This is a genomic window from Hymenobacter gelipurpurascens (assembly GCF_900187375.1).
Taxonomy (GTDB): domain Bacteria; phylum Bacteroidota; class Bacteroidia; order Cytophagales; family Hymenobacteraceae; genus Hymenobacter; species Hymenobacter gelipurpurascens.
Map to the genome: position 1 here is coordinate 522,760 of NZ_FYEW01000001.1, position 20,048 is coordinate 542,807.

General features: G+C 58.8%; 18 protein-coding genes, 1 tRNA gene and 1 pseudogene. 15 read left to right on the forward strand and 5 right to left on the reverse strand.

Annotation, left to right across the window (positions count from 1 at the left end):
- The first annotated feature begins 45 nt into the window (after window positions 1–45).
- The 9 genes and pseudogenes from CFT68_RS02140 to CFT68_RS02165 all read left to right on the forward strand — a co-directional run bounded on the left by CFT68_RS02140 (window position 46) and on the right by CFT68_RS02165 (window position 5,990).
- Window positions 46–525 carry a cupin domain-containing protein gene (locus tag CFT68_RS02140; protein WP_245815251.1) on the forward strand — a complete coding sequence of 160 codons (480 nt, stop codon included), beginning with the start codon at window positions 46–48 and terminating at the stop codon, window positions 523–525.
- 37 nt (window positions 526–562) lie between these two features.
- On the forward strand, window positions 563–694 hold the full coding sequence (locus CFT68_RS22240; RefSeq protein WP_262490703.1) for a hypothetical protein: 132 nt from the start codon (window positions 563–565) through the stop codon (window positions 692–694).
- A 70-nt stretch (window positions 695–764) separates the two neighbouring features.
- A complete protein-coding gene (locus tag CFT68_RS02145; protein WP_088841780.1) occupies window positions 765–1,757 on the forward strand; it encodes an aldo/keto reductase in 993 nt (330 codons plus the stop codon).
- A 210-nt stretch (window positions 1,758–1,967) separates the two neighbouring features.
- Window positions 1,968–2,540, forward strand: coding sequence for a sugar O-acetyltransferase (locus CFT68_RS02150; RefSeq protein WP_088841781.1), 573 nt, complete (start codon window positions 1,968–1,970; stop codon window positions 2,538–2,540).
- Between the two features lie 48 nt (window positions 2,541–2,588).
- On the forward strand, window positions 2,589–3,074 hold the full coding sequence (locus CFT68_RS02155) for a (R)-mandelonitrile lyase (RefSeq protein WP_088841782.1): 486 nt from the start codon (window positions 2,589–2,591) through the stop codon (window positions 3,072–3,074).
- A 199-nt stretch (window positions 3,075–3,273) separates the two neighbouring features.
- Window positions 3,274–3,933 (forward strand): annotated as a pseudogene (locus tag CFT68_RS22025) (carboxylesterase family protein); the annotation flags it as partial.
- Window positions 3,934–4,151: 218 nt separating this feature from the next.
- Window positions 4,152–4,436, forward strand: coding sequence for a carboxylesterase family protein (locus CFT68_RS22030; protein WP_245815252.1), 285 nt, complete (start codon window positions 4,152–4,154; stop codon window positions 4,434–4,436).
- Between the two features lie 2 nt (window positions 4,437–4,438).
- Window positions 4,439–4,882, forward strand: a complete 444-nt coding sequence (locus CFT68_RS22035) for a carboxylesterase family protein (protein ID WP_245815253.1) — start codon at window positions 4,439–4,441, stop codon at window positions 4,880–4,882.
- Between the two features lie 130 nt (window positions 4,883–5,012).
- Window positions 5,013–5,990: a helix-turn-helix domain-containing protein gene (locus tag CFT68_RS02165; protein WP_088841783.1), complete on the forward strand. Its 978-nt coding sequence runs from the start codon at window positions 5,013–5,015 to the stop codon at window positions 5,988–5,990.
- Window positions 5,991–6,084: 94 nt separating this feature from the next.
- Here CFT68_RS02165 and CFT68_RS02170 read toward each other — a convergent pair whose 3' ends face one another.
- On the reverse strand, window positions 6,085–6,450 hold the full coding sequence (locus tag CFT68_RS02170) for a DUF4260 domain-containing protein (RefSeq protein ID WP_088841784.1): 366 nt from the start codon (window positions 6,448–6,450) through the stop codon (window positions 6,085–6,087).
- Between the two features lie 124 nt (window positions 6,451–6,574).
- On the reverse strand, window positions 6,575–7,171 hold the full coding sequence (locus tag CFT68_RS02175; RefSeq protein WP_088841785.1) for a Crp/Fnr family transcriptional regulator: 597 nt from the start codon (window positions 7,169–7,171) through the stop codon (window positions 6,575–6,577).
- A 332-nt stretch (window positions 7,172–7,503) separates the two neighbouring features.
- Here CFT68_RS02175 and CFT68_RS02180 point away from each other — a divergent pair, with 332 nt between their 5' ends.
- The 5 genes from CFT68_RS02180 to CFT68_RS02200 all read left to right on the forward strand — a co-directional run bounded on the left by CFT68_RS02180 (window position 7,504) and on the right by CFT68_RS02200 (window position 13,439).
- A complete protein-coding gene (locus CFT68_RS02180; RefSeq protein WP_088841786.1) occupies window positions 7,504–8,133 on the forward strand; it encodes a (2Fe-2S)-binding protein in 630 nt (209 codons plus the stop codon).
- 110 nt (window positions 8,134–8,243) lie between these two features.
- Window positions 8,244–9,230: an FAD binding domain-containing protein gene (locus CFT68_RS02185; protein WP_088841787.1), complete on the forward strand. Its 987-nt coding sequence runs from the start codon at window positions 8,244–8,246 to the stop codon at window positions 9,228–9,230.
- Between the two features lie 80 nt (window positions 9,231–9,310).
- Window positions 9,311–11,662 (forward strand): xanthine dehydrogenase family protein molybdopterin-binding subunit, encoded by a 2,352-nt coding sequence (locus CFT68_RS02190; RefSeq protein ID WP_088841788.1) that lies wholly within the window; start codon window positions 9,311–9,313, stop codon window positions 11,660–11,662.
- A 262-nt stretch (window positions 11,663–11,924) separates the two neighbouring features.
- A complete protein-coding gene (locus CFT68_RS02195; protein ID WP_088841789.1) occupies window positions 11,925–12,965 on the forward strand; it encodes an NAD(P)-dependent alcohol dehydrogenase in 1,041 nt (346 codons plus the stop codon).
- A gap of 18 nt (window positions 12,966–12,983) precedes the next feature.
- Window positions 12,984–13,439 carry a cyclophilin-like fold protein gene (locus CFT68_RS02200; RefSeq protein WP_088841790.1) on the forward strand — a complete coding sequence of 152 codons (456 nt, stop codon included), beginning with the start codon at window positions 12,984–12,986 and terminating at the stop codon, window positions 13,437–13,439.
- A 509-nt stretch (window positions 13,440–13,948) separates the two neighbouring features.
- Here the strand turns inward: CFT68_RS02200 and CFT68_RS02205 are convergent.
- A tRNA-Glu gene (locus tag CFT68_RS02205) sits at window positions 13,949–14,020 on the reverse strand.
- Window positions 14,021–14,349: 329 nt separating this feature from the next.
- Here CFT68_RS02205 and CFT68_RS02210 point away from each other — a divergent pair.
- The gene (locus CFT68_RS02210) at window positions 14,350–16,131 is read left to right on the forward strand and encodes a glycoside hydrolase family 15 protein (RefSeq protein ID WP_088841791.1); all 1,782 of its coding nucleotides are present in this window, start codon (window positions 14,350–14,352) and stop codon (window positions 16,129–16,131) included.
- Window positions 16,132–16,211: 80 nt separating this feature from the next.
- Here the strand turns inward: CFT68_RS02210 and CFT68_RS02215 are convergent, their stop codons facing one another.
- Both CFT68_RS02215 and CFT68_RS02220 read right to left on the reverse strand, forming a co-directional pair.
- Window positions 16,212–18,386, reverse strand: a complete 2,175-nt coding sequence (locus CFT68_RS02215; RefSeq protein ID WP_088841792.1) for a bifunctional alpha,alpha-trehalose-phosphate synthase (UDP-forming)/trehalose-phosphatase — start codon at window positions 18,384–18,386, stop codon at window positions 16,212–16,214.
- A gap of 199 nt (window positions 18,387–18,585) precedes the next feature.
- Window positions 18,586–19,935, reverse strand: coding sequence for a dicarboxylate/amino acid:cation symporter (locus tag CFT68_RS02220; RefSeq protein WP_088841793.1), 1,350 nt, complete (start codon window positions 19,933–19,935; stop codon window positions 18,586–18,588).
- Between the last annotated feature and the right edge of the window lie 113 nt (window positions 19,936–20,048).

Below are 20,048 nucleotides of genomic sequence, written 5' to 3' on the forward strand. Positions count from 1 at the left end.
CTGATTCTGAGCAGGGCGCTAGGGCCGCTCGAACAGCCTGGTGGGTTGAACATCATATCAGCATACGCCAGTTACCTCACGCACTTCCACTATAACCCCGATCTGATTCTTATGAGCAACTCAACCAACACCCCCCAGGCCCCGGCCGGCACCAAACGCGGCGCGGCCGACTACTTCAACGGCACTGCCTGGGTAACCATGCTGGCTGGTGATAACCCCACCGACTGCACTGTGGCCGATGTAACGTTCGAGCCCGGCACGCGCAACAACTGGCACGCGCACCCTGCCGGGCAGATTCTGGTAGTGACGGCCGGCCGCGGCTATTACCAGGAAAAAGACCGGCCGGCGCAACTGCTTCGGGCCGGCGACACGGTAAGCATTGCGCCCGGCGTAGTGCACTGGCACGGAGCCACCGCCGACAGCCTGTTCACTCATTTGGCCATCAACCCCAACATCAAGCAAGGCGTGGCCGATTGGCTGGAACCCGTTACCGACGAGCAATACCTGGCCGCCCACAACTCGTAGGCGCCTCCTAACCCACTTTCAATACAAGTATGTCCAAGTGTTTGACTTTGAGCTGAGCGCCCAAGACCTGGTGGCCATTGCCACGCTCGACACCAAGGCCAGCGTTTTTTTCGACCACCGCGACCCCGCCATAGTAAAATGGATGAGCGAGGTAACGTTCGACCTCTAGTCTCTCACCCCGAAAGGCCTGCCGCGGGCAGCGGCGCGCCCCTACTTATAACCCTTTACGAATCACTATTATGCAACAACGTGCATTAGGAACCAGTGGCCTACAGGTATCAGCTCTCGGCCTGGGCTGCATGGGCATGAGCTTCGGCTACGGCCCAGTCGCCGACCAACAGGAAATGGTGCACCTGATTCGGGCCGCCGTCGAGCAAGGCGTAACCTTCTTCGATACGGCGGAGGTGTACGGCCCCTGGACCAATGAGGAACTGGTAGGCGAAGCCCTGCAGCCCGTGCGCGACCAGGTGGTAATTGCCACCAAGTTTGGCTTCGACATCGACCAGCAAACCGGCCAGAACCGCGGCCTGAACAGCCGACCCGCACACATCCGGCAGGTGGTGGAAAACTCACTGCGGCGCCTGCGCACCGACTGCATCGACCTGCTCTACCAGCACCGCGTAGACCCTGCTGTGCCTATGGAGGAGGTAGCTGGGGCGGTAAAGGACCTCATTGCGGAAGGCAAGGTGAAGCATTTTGGCCTGAGTGAGGCCGGCGTGGAGGCTATCCGGCGCGCCCACGCCGTGCAGCCAGTGGCGGCTCTGCAGAGCGAGTATTCGCTGTGGTGGCGCGAGCCGGAGCAGGAAATTATCCCCACGCTCGAAGAGTTAGGCATTGGCTTCGTGCCATTCAGCCCGCTGGGCAAGGGCTTTTTGACAGGTAAGATTGACGAGAATACCCAGTTTGATAAGTCCGACTTCCGCAATTCCGTGCCGCGCTTCTCACCCGAAGCCCGTAAGGCCAACCAGGCCTTGGTAGACCTGCTGGGGCGCCTGGCGCAGGACAAGCAGGCCACGCCCGCCCAGATTGCCTTGGCTTGGCTGCTGGCCCAAAAGCCCTGGATTGCCCCCATCCCCGGCACCACCAAGCGTCATCGTCTGGAAGAGAACCTCGGCGCGGCGGCCCTACACTTGTCGGCCGACGACCTACGAGAAATTGAGCAGGCTGCCGCGCGTATCCATGTGCAAGGCGCCCGCTACTCCGAAGCGCAGCAAAAGATGATAAACCGGTAACCGGTGGCGTATCCGGCATGTGCCGTGGCACATGGCCAGCAGCGGCCGACAACGAGCATAAGCTGCCCGAGGTGCTGGCTGAAGTGCTCCTAGTCCACTCAGGTAAGCCTAGTGAAATCGCCAGCGCCTTTGCCACTTAGCAGCTAGCAACGCCAGCTGCTAAGTGGCAGGAAATCCTTTTTAGAAGTCAATCTGCTCCATTTTAAAGCTATGGAACCCCAACCCCGAAGCATCTTCGAGCGGGAGCTGGCCGGCGAGGTCATTTCCCTCGACGATCCTGACTACCCCCAGATTTACTCCGTCATCCGCAAGGCCATCCGCATTACCTCGGAGCTGAACGCCATGCGCATAGACGACAACGAGCAGGTGAACCGCGTGTTCAGCGAGCTGATTAATCAGCCCGTCGACGACACCTTTTTCCTGATTCCGCCCTTCTACACCGACTTCGGCCACAACATCCGGATTGGCCGGAACGTGTTTGTGAACCACGCCTGCACCTTCATGGACCGGGGCGGTATCACGCTGGAAGACAACGTGCTGATAGGGCCCAAGGTGAACCTCATCACCTCCAACCACCCCACTGAGCCGGGGCAGCGCCGCAGCACCATCTCTAGGCCTATCGTGGTGAAACAGGGCGCTTGGCTGGGCGCCAACGTGACGGTGATGCCCGGTATCACCATCGGTGAAAACGCTATTGTGGGAGCCGGGGCCGTGGTGACTAAAGATGTGGCGGCCAACACCATTGTGGCGGGCGTGCCGGCGCGGGTGGTCAAGCACCTCTAGCCGCTGGCTGCCGCCAACAGCCATTCCTCATTCTTAAAGCACTCAGCTATGAAACGTATTACCTTAACTGCTGCCCTGGCCCTTGGTATCGGCCTGACCAGCTTCGCCCAAACCACATCCATTACGCCCGCCGCCGGGCCGTTGAGCGGCCCTTTCCCGAAGGGAGAGCGGGGGCCGGCAGCTTGGTTTACTGGCGTGGTATACGTGCACACGCTGGTGAAAAACGATGACACCTTTAACTGCGCGAGCAGCAACGTCACGTTTACGCCGGGCGCCCGCTCGCACTGGCATAAGCACGCCGCCGGTCAGATTCTGCTGGTGACAGATGGCTTGGGCTATTATCAGGAGAAGGGCCAACCCATCCGGCGGCTGCACAAGGGCGACGTGGTGCAGGCTCAGCCGGGCGTGGAGCACTGGCACGGGGCCTCGCCCAAACAGAGTATGACACATATCTCGCTCAACGTGAACACCGAGAAGGGCCTTGTGGACTGGGGCCGGGCCGTAACCGACCAGGAGTACAACAGCTTCAAGTAAGAGCCTGCCACAAGTCCGAACGGCACAACCCACGTGTCTAACTTATAAAAAAACGGCGCGGGTCCGTGGGCGCCTCCAGGCCGATAGCTGCGCACTACATTATATCTTATCTATCACTCGACCAAGTGCATCCCGTTGGCTAATGCAAGGGCCTTGGTCTTTCACTGTGTTCCGTATGAAAGTATTCTTTCTGCTCCTGATGGCCGGCGTGGGGGCTTGGTTGCCCGCCCGGGCTCAACAACCCAAACCCACCTCGGCCCCGCAGATCACTACGGCGGCAGGCGTGCTCGAAGGCGTCACGGAAGCGAGTGGCATCCGCTCGTTTAAAGGCGTTCCCTTTGCCCAGCCCCCGGTCGGGACGTTGCGCTGGAAAGAGCCCCAACCGCTCCCCCGTTGGTCCGGTGTGCGCAAAGCCCAGAAGTTCGGCCCCAAGCCCATGCAACTGCCGGTCTTTGGCGACATGAACTCCCGCTCCCAGGGCATGAGCGAGGATTGCCTGTACCTGAACGTGTGGACGCCCGCCAAGTCGGCTAAAGAACAACTGCCGGTGCTCGTGTATTTCTACGGCGGGGCCTGGGTGGCCGGGGATGGCTCCGAACCCCGCTACGACGGCGAAAGCATGGCTCGCAAGGGCATCGTGAGCGTGACGGTAAATTACCGCCTGGGCGCCTTCGGCTTCCTGGCCCATCCGGCCCTCACCCAAGCGTCGGGGCATAACGCGTCGGGCAACTACGCCTTTCTGGACCAGACCGCGGCTTTGCGCTGGGTGCAGCAGCACATTGCAGCCTTTGGCGGCGACCCCCAAAAGGTGACCATAGCAGGCGAATCGGCGGGCTCGTGCTCGGTGAGTGCCCTCATGGCCTCGCCGCTTTCCCGGAACCTGTTTGCGCAGGCCATCGGCGAAAGCGGCTCGTTGATTGGCTTAGGTGACGCGCCCCCATCTCCCTGGCCGAAGCCGAACAGGACGGCCGCAAGTTTGCCGAAGCGCTGGGCGCCACTTCCCTGGCGGCTTTGCAGGCCCTGCCCGCCGAGCAGCTGCTCTAGTCGACGGCCAAACCCACCATCCGCTGGACCACCGTGGTTGACGGCTACTTTCTCCCTAAATCCCCCGAAGCTATTTTCACCGCCGGTGAGCAGGCGAAAGTTCCCCTGCTGGTGGGCTGGAATTCGCAGGAAATGGGCTACCAGGCCCTGTTGGGTAACCAGAAGCCCACCGTGGCCGCCTATACTCAAGCGGTGCAAAAGCGGTACGGGGCCAGGGCCCCGGAGGTGCTCAAGCTGTACGCGGCCACCACCGACGAATCGGTCGAGCAGGTGGCCACCGACCTGGCTAGCGACGGGTTTCTGGGGTTCTGTACCTGAAAATGGGCCGACCTGCACCGCCAGACCGGGGGCGGCAAGCCCGTGTTCCGCTTCTTCTACAGCCGCCCCCGGCCCACCATGCGGCCGGAAGTAGGGGCGGCACGGCCGGGCTGGCTGGGGGCATCGTGAAGAACACCAACCCGGCGGCGCCCAAGGCCCCGCTCGCCCGCGGGGCGGTGCATTCGGCCGAGATTGAATATGCCCTGGGCAATCTGGTCACCAACAAGATTTTCGCCTTGACCCCCGACGATTACAAGGTGTCGGAAACGATGCAGGCCTACTTCGCTAATTTCGTCAAGACCGGTACTCCCAACCCCCCCGGCCTGCCGAACTGGGCGCCCATCAACCGGGTTGTTCCCGCCCCGGTGATGCACCTGGATGTAAACACCCGGCTGGAACCGGAGCAGCACCGGGACCGGTACCTGCTGCTAGACCAAATCTTCTAGGCCAAATCGCCAACAAGCAACCGATTTGGCTACCTGAGGTAGCCAGGTATTATCCCGTGCCGAAGTTCAGAAATCGGGTTCCTGGGCAAGCAGCCCGCCGCCACCATTCTTAGTCCAACATCTTCACGCTATGGCTGAAACAAACCCCCAACTTCCTGCGTCTTTTAAAGATACCCAGGAGCGCCGCCAGCTGGCCAAGGCGCTCAGCAATCCGATGACCGAAACGCGCCCCTTTACCGCGCCTTCCCTTTACCACATCGGCGAAGACGTGGAGGTGCTCACCATGCACGAGGCGCGGTGCGGGCTGGGCAACTTCAACCGCCGCGACATGTTCAAGGTGGTGCTGGTGCTGGAGGGAACCAACGAGCTGCACTACGCCACCCGCAGCTTTGTCGTCAACGGACCGGCGCTGGTGTTCACCAACCGGCTGATTCCCTACGCGTGGGAAGTGCACGAGGGCTTTAATGAGCAGCAAGGATTCCTGAGCTGCTTCTCTGAGTCGTTTCTGCACTCGGCCATGCGCAGCGTGAGTTTGAAAGACACGGTGCTCTACAAAGTAGAGGGCAACCCCGTCTATTTCCTTAACGAAGAGCAGGCCCGCTACTTCACCGACGCGTTTACGCGGATGCGGCGCGACCTGGAGTCGGGGTACGCCCACAAGGACGATTTGCTGCGCAACCAGCTTTCCATCATTATTCACGAAGCGGCGCTGCTGGAACCGGCCACCCCCCAGCACGCGCCCGTCAACGCGGCCGAGCGCATCACCGCGCTATTTCTGAATTTGTTGGAGGTGCAGTTTCCCATCACGGCGCAACTGCGCGAGCCGGTACTGAAATCGGCCAGCGACTACGCCGAGCGCATGGCCGTGCACGTCAACCACCTCAATGCCATGGTGAAGGAGGTCACGGGCAAGTCCACCACCACGCACATCAACGAGCGGCTGGTAATGGAAGCCAAGCTACTGCTCGCCCACACCGACTGGAGCGTGGGTGAAATTGCCTACAGCCTGGGCTTTGGCTACCCCACGTACTTCAACAACTTCTTCAAGAAGCACACCAGCACCACGCCGCTCACTTTCCGAAAGGCACATGTAGCTGCTACCGCTTAGGACGACTAAGGGAGCCCAAAAGAGATGCAAGATGGCAGGGATACGTCTTGCCGGTGCAGGCGCCCTAGGCCTAGCGCAGCTATCTGGCAGGCTCCTAGGCCAGCGGCTGCCGCACGCCCACGCGGCCCAGATGAGTGTCATGAAAACCCGTATTGAGCTTCAGGCCATAGCCGAGCAGCCGGTCGAAGGCGCTATGAAAAAGTAGCACCGTGCCCGCCAGCAGCAGCAGGGGCAGGCCTAGCCACCAACCCGCTAGGCCTACCGCTATAGCCACTCCCTTGTGGTGGGCAACATTGTACGCCGCCGCCCCCACGCGCGGGCCGGCCAGGTAGCCGAGCATGCTCAGGTCGGGCAGCAGAAAGGTAGCGGGCAGCACCCACCACGCATACGGCAGGGTAGCAAAGCAGGCCAAGGCTAAGAGGGCTTGAGCTAGTTCTTCAGTTTTCAGGAGATTTTTCATGGCAGTAATGAGCGAAAGAATGGTACACTTGAATGGATCAAATTTCCGCTGCCGCCGCCGCCTCCAACGATAACAAAAGCTAAGAAATGAATGGCTTTCGCTAGTTCTGGCTTCTGGATCTGGGTTACGCCTTCGCGTCTGGTTTTCGGGCTACCCGCGCCCGGATGCGGCTCAGCGAGACGGGCGTGACGCCTAAGTAATTGGCCACCAGATGCTGCGGGATGCATTCCAGAATCTTGGTTTTGCCGCTGCTCAGCAGAGCGCGGTAACGCTCTTCGGGTGAGAGCATCAACTGCTCAACCAGTCGGGCATCGGTCCCGAGCAAGTGATACTCGGCCACCAGGCGCCCGAACCGCTCGTACACCGGCCGCTCCTCGTATAGCTGGCGCAGCACGGCATAGTCAAAGACAAGCAATTCAGCATCAGTGAGGGCCTGAATACTGAGCTGGCTGGGCTGGCCGGTCAGGCAGCCGGGGTAATCGCCGAGCAGGTGGTTTTCAAAGAAAAAGTAGGTGGTGCGCTCTTCGCCGTCGGGGCGGGGGTAGTAGAGGCGGCAGGAGCCCTGCAGCAGAATGGCCAACTCGTGCCGACGCTCGCCGGCTTGCACGAAATGTTCCCCCCGAGCTAAGTGCAGCGGGCGCAGGGCCTGGGCCAGCGGTTGCCAGTCGGCATCCGTCAGGGAGGGAATAAACCGGTGCAGGTAGGCGCGAAGCGGGTGCATAGTGGCGAAGAATTAGAAGTAATCAACTGCTAAACTAGGCGGTCATCCGGCAGCAAGTAAAATCCTATTGCGGTAGCTAAACGCTAACGAAGCAAGGCAACCAGTCAAGCAGAACGGACGGGGGAGTAGGCACTCTTTGAAAAGTGTACTTATCCGTTTGAAAGCTATACAAAAGAGTGAACAAGGGCTTGGTATCTTTACTTACAATTCCTGTAAGTTCATTTGCCGCAGGAGCGACAGGTAGTAGGTGCCAGGACCGTAGCCTAACCATTCGGGCAACTTCGCAGCTCCTCGCCTAAAGGCGTACTCTTTTGCCACTTAGTTATTTCCCTATGCAGTCCGATCTATTTCCCGATGCTCAGCCCCCAACACCGGGGCCGGCCGACAGCTCCCGCCGCTCGTTCGTGAAGCAGGCCGGTGGCATTCTAGGCCTAGCCTTAGCTCCGCCGCTGGTAAGCCAGGCTGAGCGCCTGAAGGCCTTCTCCAAAGTGATTCAGGGGGCTACCGACGTGACGCTGCGCGTAAACGGGCAGGCCCGCAGCCTGCGCATCGAGCCGCGTACCACGTTACTTGACGCCTTGCGCGAGTACCTGGATTTGACCGGGACCAAAAAGGGTTGCGACCATGGCCAGTGCGGCGCCTGCACCGTGCACGTAGATGGCAAGCGCATCAACAGCTGTCTCACGCTGGCCGTGATGACGCAGGGTAAGGAAATCACCACCATTGAGGGCCTAGCCAAAGGGGAGGAACTGCACCCTATGCAGGCTGCTTTCATCAAGCACGATGGCTTCCAGTGCGGCTACTGCACGCCCGGCCAGATTATGAGCGGCGTGGCCTGCGTGCAGGAAGGCCACGCCACTTCTGACCCCCAGGCCCGCGAGTGGATGAGCGGCAACCTCTGCCGTTGCGGGGCCTATCCCAACATTCTGGCTGCCGTGCGCGAGGTAGCTGGCAAAGGCTAAGCAGGAAGTTGTGAACTGTGAAGTTGTGAATTCCTAAGGGGTTCCGGCGCACTAAAAGGCCACTTTACTTTCACAAACTCACCACTTCACTATTTCACTCTTAACTAAGGATGAACAACTTTAGCTACACTCAGGCTGCCACGGCCAAGGAGGCCAGTCGCCTGCGCAAAGACGAGCCGACGGCCGCTTATATTGCCGGCGGCACCACGCTGCTGGACTTGATGAAGGCCAATCTGGAAGAGCACGCGCAGCTCATCGACATCAACCCACTGCCCTTCAAGGGCATTGAGCAAACCTCGGATGGACTGCGTATTGGGGCCATGGAGGGCATGAATGATGTGGGTGAGCATGCCTTGGTCAAGGAGCTGTTTCCAGCGGTGTCGGAGTCGCTCTTGCTGGCAGCCTCGCCGCAACTGCGCAACATGGCCAGCATCGGCGGCAACCTCTTGCAGCGCACTCGCTGTGGTTACTTCCGCGACGCGGCGTTTCCGTGCAACAAGCGCGTACCCGGCTCGGGCTGCCCTGCCCTGGAAGGCGACAACCACAACCTCGCCATTCTGGGCGTGAGCAATAGCTGCATCGCCACCGCCTATCCGGGCGACTTATCAGTGGCGCTGGCTGCTTTTGATGCCGTGCTGACGCTGGAAAACCAGAAGGGCAAGCAACGCCAAGTGTCTATCACCGATTTCTATTTGTTGCCGGGCACTACTCCACAGAAGGAAACTGTGCTGGAACCCGGTGAGCTGATTGTAGCCCTCACAATTCCAACTGCAACCCATGCCCGGCGCTCCACCTATTTGAAAGTGCGTGAGCGGAGCAGCTACGCCTACGCTCTGGCCTCGGCGGCTGTAGGCCTAGACGTGCAAGGCGGCACCATTCGGACGGCGCGTGTGGCGCTGGGCGGAGTGGGCGCGCAGCCCTGGCGCAGCCGCGAAGCGGAAAAAGCGCTGGTAGGCCAGTCGGCCACGGAGGCTACGTTTCGGGCGGCCGCGGCGGCCGCGTTGCAGGGTGCTCAGCCGCGGGAGCACAGCCGTTATAAAGTAGAGCTAGCTCAGAATACGCTGGTGCGTGCCCTGCAGCAGGTAGCGGGCATGTAGCGGTCGGCTATTGCCCTTGGTCGGATAAAGAATACTATACCCACGCTAGCAGCTAGCTGCTGGTAGCCAACAGCTTATCAATGAACAGCGAACCAGCTTTCTTCGAAACTAATCCTCAGGCGGCTACCGTTGGTCAGCCGCTGAGCCGCGTGGATGGCCGGGCCAAAGTGACCGGTCAGGCCAAATACTCAGCCGAGTACAACCACTTGGCCGGTATGGTGCACGCCGTACTCAAAACTAGTGACGTAGCGAAAGGGCGCATCACAAGCATAGACACTAGTGCGGCCCAGCGCGAGCCAGGGGTGCTGGCCATTCTTACCCACCAAAACCTGCCCAAGCCGGCTGTAACGGCCGACACCAAGGAAGGTAAAGAGGCCATTGGACCTTCGGTGCAGATGACATTTCTGCCCCTCACCACCGACCAAGTTTACTATGCGGCGCAGCCCGTGGCAATTGTGGTGGCCGACACGCTTGAACATGCTCAGCACGCCGCCGCTAAGCTGCGGGTAACCATAGTCCCGGAAACCCCCATTGCCTCCTACCAAGACCCGCAAGCGAAGAAATTTAACCCCTCCAAGGATCCCAACGGTGCGGCTGAGGGTACCACCCGGCGCGGCAATGCTCTAGAGGCCTTTCGTAAGGCTCCGGTGCAGCTAACGGGCACTTATACCCACGCCACCAACCACCACAATCCCATGGAGCCCGGCGCGACCATCGCCCACTGGGAAGCCGCCGACCGCATAACCGTCTACGATACGGCACAAGGGGTAGCGTGGCAACAACGGGCTCTGAGTGCCTTCCTCGGTTTGCCGCAGGACCAGGTACGGGTTATAAACAAGTATCTGGGTGGCGGTTTCGGTGGTAAGGGACCAATCTGGCCTCACACGGTACTCGCGGCCCTGACTGCCAAGGCTGTAGGCCGGCCCGTGAAGCTAGTGCTCACCCGCCCGCAGATGTTTACCGGCATGGGCCACCGCGAAGACCAGGAACAGACGCTTCGCCTGGGGGCTACCAAAGAAGGCAAGCTGCTGGCTCTTCTGCACGAGAAAACCTCTACTACCTCGCCCTGGGATGAGTACGCCGAAACCAACGCCAAAATAGTGGGCATGCTCTACCAGTGTCCTGCTTTCGAGGCCACCACCCAGCTGGCGCGGGCCAACGTCATGACCTCAAGCTGGATGCGTGCGCCCGGTGAAGCGCCGGGTTCCTTTGCTATCGAGTGCGCCATGGATGACTTAGCTGCCCAACTCGGCTTGGACCCCATCGACGTTCGGCTGCGCAACTACGCCGAGAAGGACCCCAGTACCGGCAAGCCCTGGAGCAGCAAGAGCTTAAAACAATGCTACGCCCGTGGTGCCGAGCTATTTGGCTGGAGCAAGCGTAATCCTAAAAACGGCCTGACTCGCAACGGGAAATACTTGGTGGGCTGGGGCATGGCCACCGCCTCTTACCCGGTGCACAGCGCCCAAGGCAATGCCCGGGTGCGTCTCTACGCCGATGGCCACGCCGTGGTGCAGGTGGGCGCTACCGACCTGGGTACGGGTACCTACACGATCATCACCCAAGTGGCCGCCGACGCCCTGGGTCTTGCGCCAGAGAAGGTGCGCTTCGAGCTTGGCGATACAGTACTGCCGACCACCATCATTTCCGGGGGGTCGATGGCCGCGGGTACCGTGTCGTCGTCGGTATATGTGGCGGCGCAAGACGTGTGGCAGAAGCTCACTAAGCTGGCCTTGATGGACGCTAAGTCGCCGCTGTACCGGGCCAAGCCTGCCGACGTGGAAGTGGTGAAAGGCCGTCTTCAACTGAAATCAAATGCGCAGAAAGGCGAAAGCTTTGCCGACTTGATGAAGCGCGCCGGTATAGCCGACGTAGAGGGCAGTGGGCAGGGCCGCTACGGCGCGGGCTATGAGTCGGCGCAGGCCGCTCTCAACGCTAAGTCCGACGATGCCGGCAAGGATGACGCGGGGCAGCATTCCATGCACTCGTTCGGGGCACACTTCTGCGAGGTCCAAGTTGACCCCGAGCTAGGTACCGTGCACGTGACCAAGTGGGTAAGCGTAGTGGCGGGCGGCCGTATTCTGAACCCAAAAACGGCTCGCTCCCAAATCATCGGCGGGAGCATCATGGGCATTGGGGCGGCGCTAATGGAGGGAACGGTGCGGGATGAAAAGCTCGCCCGCTACACCAACGCCAACTTGGCCGACTACCACATTCTCGTCAACGCCGATATCCCGGAAATGACGGTGGAATTCATCGACGAGCACGACCCCTACATCAACGCCATGGGCGTGAAAGGCATCGGTGAAATTTCCATAGTGGGTACGACCGCCGCAGTCGGCAACGCTATTTTCCACGCTACCGGTCGGCGCCTGCGCAGCCTACCCATTACCCCGGATAAGATACTGGAAGCCATGCGGCAGCCGGTCTAACAGCACGGTTTCTCCGGCTAAAAAGACGGTCATGCTGAGCGCATTCAAAGCAACTGGCCTAGGCCACTGCAACGTAAGCACGCGAGATGCTTCGACCAGCGGACACCAGATGAAGCAGGACGGTAGCTGCATTCGTCACAGTACGAGAGTAGCGCACCTTTGAAAAGCATACTTATCCCGTTGAATGCTGTAAGACTGGCCGCGTAGCCCGGCAATAGCTTTGTATTGTCAAATTATAGCGCAACGTTTTACCCTTAACCTCATGATTCAAACGAAAGCCTACGCGGCCCAAAGCCCAACTGCCGACCTTGCTCCCTGGAGCCTGGAGCGGCGCGACGTTGGCTCCCACGACGTGCAGATTGACATTCACTTCTGTGGTGTGTGCCACTCCGACCTGCACCAAATCAGGAACGAATGGTTTCCCGGTATTTTTCCCATGGTACCTGGCCACGAAATAGTGGGCCGAATCAGTCAGGTAGGCAGCCACGTTAACAAATTCAAGGTCGGCGACTTGGCCGGTGTGGGCTGCATGGTCGACTCCTGCCAAGTTTGCGCTAACTGCAAGGATGGCCTAGAGCAGTACTGCCTGGAGGGTAACACCCAAACCTACAATAACCTAGGTCGGGATGGGGTGCCCACTTACGGCGGCTACTCTACTACCATTGTGGTACGCGAGGAGTTTGTGGTGAGCGTGTCCGACAAGCTCAACCTAGCCGCTGTGGCTCCACTGCTCTGCGCCGGTATTACCACCTATTCGCCCCTTCGCTACTGGAAAGTGGGCAAGGGACACAAGCTGGCCGTGGTGGGCTTGGGTGGCCTAGGCCACATGGGCGTAAAATTCGGCGTGGCCTTTGGGGCCGACGTGACCGTGCTGAGCACCTCGCCTGAAAAGGAGCAGGATGCTAAATCCTTGGGGGCGCATCATTTCGTCGTGACCAAAGATGAGGCGCAACTCAAGGCCGTGCAGGGCTCGTTCGACTTCATCCTGGATACCGTGGCCGCCGACCATGATATTCCCCTGTATCTGTCATTGCTCAAAACCAGCGGCACGCACATCCTGGTAGGGGCGCCCCCCAAACCGATGGAAATCCCGGCCTTCGCCCTCATTCCGGGCCGCAAGAGTGTAGCGGGTTCCACCATCGGCGGCATTGCCGAAACGCAGGAAATGCTGGATTTCTGCGCTGAGCACAACATCGTGTCCGACATTGAGCTAATTGATATCCAGGACATCAACCAGGCCTACGAGCGTATGGTGAAAGGCGACGTGCGTTACCGGTTTGTCATCGACACGGCCACTATTTAGCCGGTACGCTTCCTGCTTATGAAACAGCTGCGCCTGCTGCTAGTGCTGCTCATATTTTCTATGGGTAGTGCGGCGTGTAAGAGCAATACCCCTAGGCCGGATATTTCCACTTTACCTACCATGAGCAACCGTCTGCGCCTCCGAGTTGGGTCAGAAACGTTTACCGCCACCTTGCTGGATAACCCCACCGTTGCGGCCTTCGTGGCCCAACTGCCCTTGACCGTCTCGATGGTGGAGCTGAATGGCAACGAGAAATACTACGACTTACCCCACGCTTTGCCCACTGACGCCGCCAACCCCGGTACTATTCAGGCAGGCGACCTGCTGCTTTACGGCTCGAACACTCTGGTACTGTTCTACGAAACATTTTCTACCTCGTACCGCTACACCCGCATGGGGCGGGTTGACAACCCAGCCGGCCTGGCCGCTGCTCTGGGTCGTGGCAACGTGAGCGTAACGTTTGAGCTGCAATAGCCAAGCAAAGAGTGTTGACTAAATTCTAACGAGTAGTCACCGTCCTGTCCACTCTAACTACCATAACCGGCTCCGGGTGTACCAGCGCGTGTTTCACGCGTTGGCACAGACGAGCTTTATCGGCCTTAAGTGGCCTACATACCTCGGCCGCCGGCTAACGTGGTTCAACTACGTGCCGACTCCCAGTTGCAGGGCAGGGTGAGCCACTTGGATGCTGGTAGCTTTAATTTCCTGGAACTGCATGTGGGCGAAACGTCCTGCTTTATCCATCCCCATCGGGTAGATAGTGCGCGTGCTCAGGTAGGTAGGGCAGAGGGCGTTAACGCGCTTTCACCACTATCATTAAGGAGTTGTGCCCCGCTGGCTGGGATGTTCAAATTCTATCTAGGGTGGTGTACAACGCTATTCAGGCAAGCCCGAAGCCTCCTTTGGCAATCCTATGTAAGGCCTTGCCAGCGCCGGTGGAAAACAAAAAGGCCTTCTGCGGGGAGCAGAAGGCCTTTAGTGTGTAGTCCGTAGGGGAATCGAACCCCTGTTGGTAGAATGAAAATCTACTGTCCTAACCCCTAGACGAACGGACCAGTTACCAGCGGAGTGTTTTCCGTTTTGGTGGTGCAAAGATACAAGCCCGCTCTTTTGGCGCAATACCTGTGTCCGAAAAATTTCAATAAATACAGCTAACTGCTGCAGAATCAGGCGGATTTATTTGTGAAGGCTCGCGCCATACGGCTGTGCAGGTAGCTGCTGCTGCCAGAAGTACAGGCGCAGGCAGGCCGCCGGGGTATGCACCGGTGCCAGGATAATTCGGGGTGAAAGAGGCCTGTAGAGCAACCTCGACGGCTACAATAAGGTACTAGCTACTTCAGAACTCTTCGCAGCTGCCACCGGGCGGCTCCAATTCCATCTCCTGATGACAAAGCATACCTACGACCTGGGCTTGATTGGAAACTGTGCCTTTCTGGGCCTGATTGGGAAAGATACCGCCGTGCGCTGGCTGTGCTGGCCGCGTTTCGACAGCAGCTTCGTGTTCGGCAGCCTGCTCGATTCGCAGAAAGGCGGCGAGTACCGTATCAGCCCCGCCACGGGCCCTTTCGAGTCGGAGCAGTACTACCTGCCCAATACCAACGTGCTGTGCACCGAAATTACGGCCGAGGACGGCAGCTACCGCGTCACGGACTTTGCGCCGCGCTTCCCGCAGTATGAGCGCTACTACAAGCCGCTGATGTTTATCCGTAAGGTGGAGCCGATTTCGGGTACGCCCCGCATTAAAGTAGCCTGCCAGCCCGTAGGCCAGTACGGCGAGCTAAAACTGAGCCGACGCCGCAGTTCCAACCACATTGCGTTCCTGGGGCTGGAAGAAGAAATCCGCCTCACCACGAATATTCCGCTGACGTACGTGCTTGATGAGGAAGATTTCGTGCTCAACGAAACCAAGTACCTCGTCCTGACCTACGGCGCCCCACTGGAAGCTCCTTTGGAAAGCACTGCCGAGCGGTTCCTGCTGGCTACCATTGATTACTGGCGCAAGTGGGTGAAAAGCACCAGCATCAGCAGCTTCCACCAGGGGCAGGTAATCCGGTCGGCGCTGGCCCTCAAGATTCACCAGTACGAGGATACAGGCGCCATTATCGCGGCCAGTACTACCTCCTTGCCGGAGGCGCCGGGCAGCACCCGCAACTGGGACTACCGCTATTGCTGGATGCGCGACACGTATTATATCCTCACGGCCTTCAATAACATTGGGCACTTTGAGGAAATGGAGCGCTATTTCCACTACATCGCCAACATTTCCAGCAAGATCAAAGGCAAATACCAGCCGTTGTACGGCATCAGCGGCGCTTCGGAACTGGTGGAGCAGGAACTGGACTTGGAGGGCTACCTCGGCAACAAGCCCGTGCGCATCGGTAATGATGCCTACACCCACATCCAGAACGACGTGTATGGGCAGGTGCTGGTGGCGCTGCTGCCGCTTTACGTGGATTGCCGCTTCCTCGACCCGGCACATACGAACCCCGAAAAGCTCGTTTATGAGGCCCTGCACCTGATTGAAGCTACCATGGACCAGCCCGATGCGGGACTGTGGGAGTTCCGCAATCTGGCCCAGTACCATTGCTATACCTACCTGTTCCATTGGGCAGGCAGCCACGCCGCGCGCCAGGTGGCACACTCCCTCGGCAACACGGAAATGGAGGCCTTGGCCACGCGCCTGATGGAAGAAGCCCGCACCCGCATCGAGAAGTGCTTCAGCCCCGAGCGACAGGCCTACACCAACGCCATCGGCTCGCCTCACTTGGATGCCAGCACCATGCAGCTCATCCTGATGGGTTACCTAGATCCGGCTTCGGAAGTGGCCAAAACCCACTTGGAAGCGTTGGAAAAGGAGCTGAAGACACCCGAAGGCCTGTTCTACCGCTACCGCCACGCCGACGACTTCGGAACACCAGAAACCACTTTCCTGATTTGCTCTTTCTGGTATGTAGAAGCTCTGGCCTGCGTCGGCCGCGTAGAGGAAGCCATTGTGGAGTTCGAGAAGCTCATTACCTATACCAACCACCTAGGTTTGCTCTCGGAGGATGTGGATGCCAAAACCGGCTCGCAGTGGGGCAACTTCCCACAGGCCTACAGCCACGTAGGCCTAGTGAATGCGGCCTACCGCATCGCCAAAAAGCTCGACAAGCCGAACTTCGTGTAAGGGACTAGACCCATAAAAAAGCCCGGCCCGTTAAGCAATTGCTCAATGGGCCGGGCTTTTTTATGGCTAGCAGGTATCGGTTATATCAGGCTGCGCAGCAACACCCGAACATCGGTGGTGGAGTGTACATGGTACTGCGCTTTGGAGCGCGAATCAGTGCCAACCTTTACGGTGTATGCCTCTGGCGGCATAGCCCCAAACGTGTCCTCGTCCGTCCGGTCATCACCGATGGCCAATATGAAATCGGGGGTGTATTGGCTTACCCAACGGGCTGCCGCAGAACCCTTATGAATGCCCGCAGTCTTGATTTCCAGTACTTTATTGCCTTCCAGGACTTGTAAGTCAGTATTGGAAGTCAGGAAAGTAAGGTGGCTCAGCAATTCCCGCGTCCGGACGGCAGCCAGCTCGCTGTCGGCACGGCGGTAGTGCCACACCAGCGAGTAGTCCTTGTCCTCAATAAAGGAGCCGGCCGTACGAGCCACGTAGGTTTCCAGAATGGGTCGTATTTCCTCTTTCCAATCGTTGCGAAGCACCTGAAACAAGTGCCAGTCTTCACCGGCAGAGCGCAGCCACACGCCGTGTTCGGCAATGAAATCCAGCGGCAGGTGGCCTAGCCAGTTCTGCAAAGTCGTGCGGTCTCGGCCACTGATTATGACCACCCGATTTTTAGGGTTTGCTGTGAGGGCCTGCAACAGAAACAGCAACTCTGCATCGGGTTTGGCCCGCTGAGGCATGGGGTTGAAGGGCGCAAGCGTGCCGTCGTAATCCAGCAGGAGCAGGCGTTGTTCGGCGGCTTCGTAGCGCTCATGCAGCTGGGCCATAACAGTGGTTCCCAGAGTCTCGGTAGCCAGGGTAAGCTGCTTGATCTTGCTGTAGGCCAGTCGGTCCATGAACAGCTTGGTCCAGGCAAATACGTTGTACTGGCGCACCAATGCCTGCATGGAAATCATGCGTTGGGTCTGTTCTTCCTCCGGCATCACGAGGGCATCGTGCATGGCTTCGGCCAGTTGCCCGGTATCGGTGGGGTTGATGATAATGGCATCGGAGAGCTCCCGGGCCGCACCGGCCCGTTCACTCAGAATCAACACGCCGCGCTTGTCAATCTTGCTGGCAATGAATTCTTTGGCTACCAGGTTCATGCCGTCGCGCATGGGCGTTACGAGGGCTACTTCGGCTAGGCGGTAAAGCGCTACCAACTCTTCTAGCGGGAAGGAGCGGTAGAAATAGTGGATGGGGTTCCAGCTGATGGTGCGGTATTGCGCATTGATGCGGCCTACGAGTTCATCAATTTCCTCTTTCAGCGAAGCGTACTGCGCCACTTGGTCGCGGGAGGGCACCACCAGCATCACCAGGCTCACCTGCTCGCGCCACTCGGGGTAGCGCTGCAGCAGCAGTTCAAATGCCCTTAGGCGCTGAGCAATACCTTTGGTATAGTCGAGCCGATCAATGGAGAGGATAACTCGCGCATCGCGCAGCGCTTCCCGGTATTCTGCTTCGTGGTTTTTGGCCGTCTCCGAAGCCGCAGTCTGCTCATAACGGTCGTAGTCAATGCCCATCGGGAAGGCATCAACGAGCACCGTACGGGTCGGGGTTTCAATCTGTCCGTTCTGATTGGCGATGCCCAGAATCTGCGATACGGCGCTCAGGAAGTGGCGCATATACCCATAGGTATGAAACCCGATCAAGTCGGCGCCCAGCATCCCGCGCAGCAGCTCCGCCCGCCAGGGCAGCACCCGAATCAGCTCATACGAGGGGAAGGGGATATGCAGAAAGAAGCCAATGGTGCACTCGGGGCGCGCTTTGCGCAGCATTTCGGGCAACAGGAGCAGCTGGTAGTCGTGCACCCAAATGGTATCATCTGGGCCGGCCATGGCCAGCACTGCCTGGCAGAATTTCTCGTTCACGGCCACATAGGCCTCCCAGTGCTCCTGCTCGTAGGTGGCAAACTGGGCAAAATAGTGGAACGTAGGCCACAAGGTGCTATTGCTGAAGCCTTCGTAGAAATCCCGTATTTCGGCTTCGGTGAGGAAAACCGGCGCCATACTGTCGGCGCGCAGCTGCTCCGAGATGTAGGCCTCTTCCTCCTCACTTTCCACGAACAGCCCCGGCCATCCTACCCACACATTGCCGTCTTCCCGGTAGATGGAGCCCAGGCCCGTTGCCAGCCCGCCTTCACTGGGCTGAAAGGTGAGGCTTTCTTCGGTACGCAGGACTTTTGTAGGGAGACGGTTAGAAACTATAATAGTTCGGGACATGCCTTTGGTTAATGGTAAACCTTAAGGCTTACGTGATAAAAGGCCCCGGGGTCACTAGTTTTTCTTCTTGTTTCTGTTAATAAAGGCAAGGTAAGCGGCTGAAAAATGTCCCGAAGTCTCAGCTAGTGGCCTAGGAAACCCCAGCAAATCAGGTGGCCTACATAGCCGAATACGCCGAGCGGTGAGCCAGCTAGTATGGCTATTCAGAATCAATAGATGCCGGGGCGGGGCGCTCCACGCGAGGCAGCATGGCGGCAGGCTCAGGCTGCAGTTCTTCGGGCACTGAACGCCCTTGCAGCGCCAACTGATGGCGGTTTTCATCAAACTCGCCCTCGCTTTTGGCAATAACCAGCGTAGCAATGCCATTGCCGATGACGTTGGTAATGGCCCGGGCCTCACTCATAAACCGATCAACGCCTAGCAGCAAGGCTACGCTTTCCACCGGAATAACCTTGGTGGCGGCCAAGGTAGAGGCCAGCACAATAAAACCCGAACCCGTAACGCCTGCAGCTCCCTTACTGGTCACGACCAGAATAGCAATGAGGGTCAACTGCTGGGTGAGAGAAAGCGGGATATTGAAGGCCTGAGCCAGAAATATGACGGCAATGGAGAGGTAAATGGAGGTGCCGTCGAGGTTAAACGAGTAGCCCGTCGGAATTACCAGGCCCGCCACCGAGCGGGAGCAGCCGTAGCGCTCCATCTTATCAATCATGCGGGGCAGCGCCGACTCGGAGGAAGAAGTACCCAGCACCAGCAGAATCTCTTCCTTAATAAAGGTGAGATATGGCCACAGGCGCAGATTGTAATAGCGCAAAATCAGGTTCAGGACTCCGAAAATGAACAGGAACATGGTGGCATACACTACCAGCATCAGCTTACCCAGCGGCAGCAGCGTGGCTAGGCCATATTTACCAATGGTGAAGGCCATCCCGCCAAATGCCCCGATGGGAGCCAGCTTCATCACCATGGCCAGCACGCCAAACATGGCGTGCGAGAGCCGGTCGAAGGTTCGCATCAGCGGCTGCCCGTGTGCACCCATATGGTTTACAGAAAGCCCAAACAGCACCGAAAACAGCAGCACCTGCAGAATGTCGCCTTCGGCAAAGGCGCCGATTACATTGTCGGGCACGATATGCGTGAAAAACTCTACCCAATTCATGTCGCCGGCCTGGGAGGTGTACTTAGCTGCCTCGGCGGTTTGCTTGCTGTCCTGTAACACGGCCTGAGCGGTGGCCTGCACGCCTGCGCCTGGCTGCGTAAGGTTGGCAACCAGCACCCCGATGCCTAAAGCCAGCGTCGTCACGATTTCGAAGTATAGCAGCGCCTTGCCGCCCACGCGGCCCACCTTCTTCAGGCTGCCCATGCCCGCAATGCCCAGCACCACCGTCAGGAAAATGATGGGGGCAATCAGCATCTTGATGAGGCTGATAAAGGTATCGGCCAGTGGTTTAAGGGCAGCACCGAATGCCGGAAACAGGGCTCCAACCAACACGCCAAGCGCAATAGCCGTGAGCACCTGAACCGTCAGGTTGGAATACAATCGTTTCATATACTTCTTATGTAGCACGTGTGTGGACGGCCGCAGCCCAACTCTCAGCCCAAGGTAGCGCGCCCGGTAGAATAGCGGAGCTAGGAGAGTCCGTTTTCTGCCGAAGCATACGC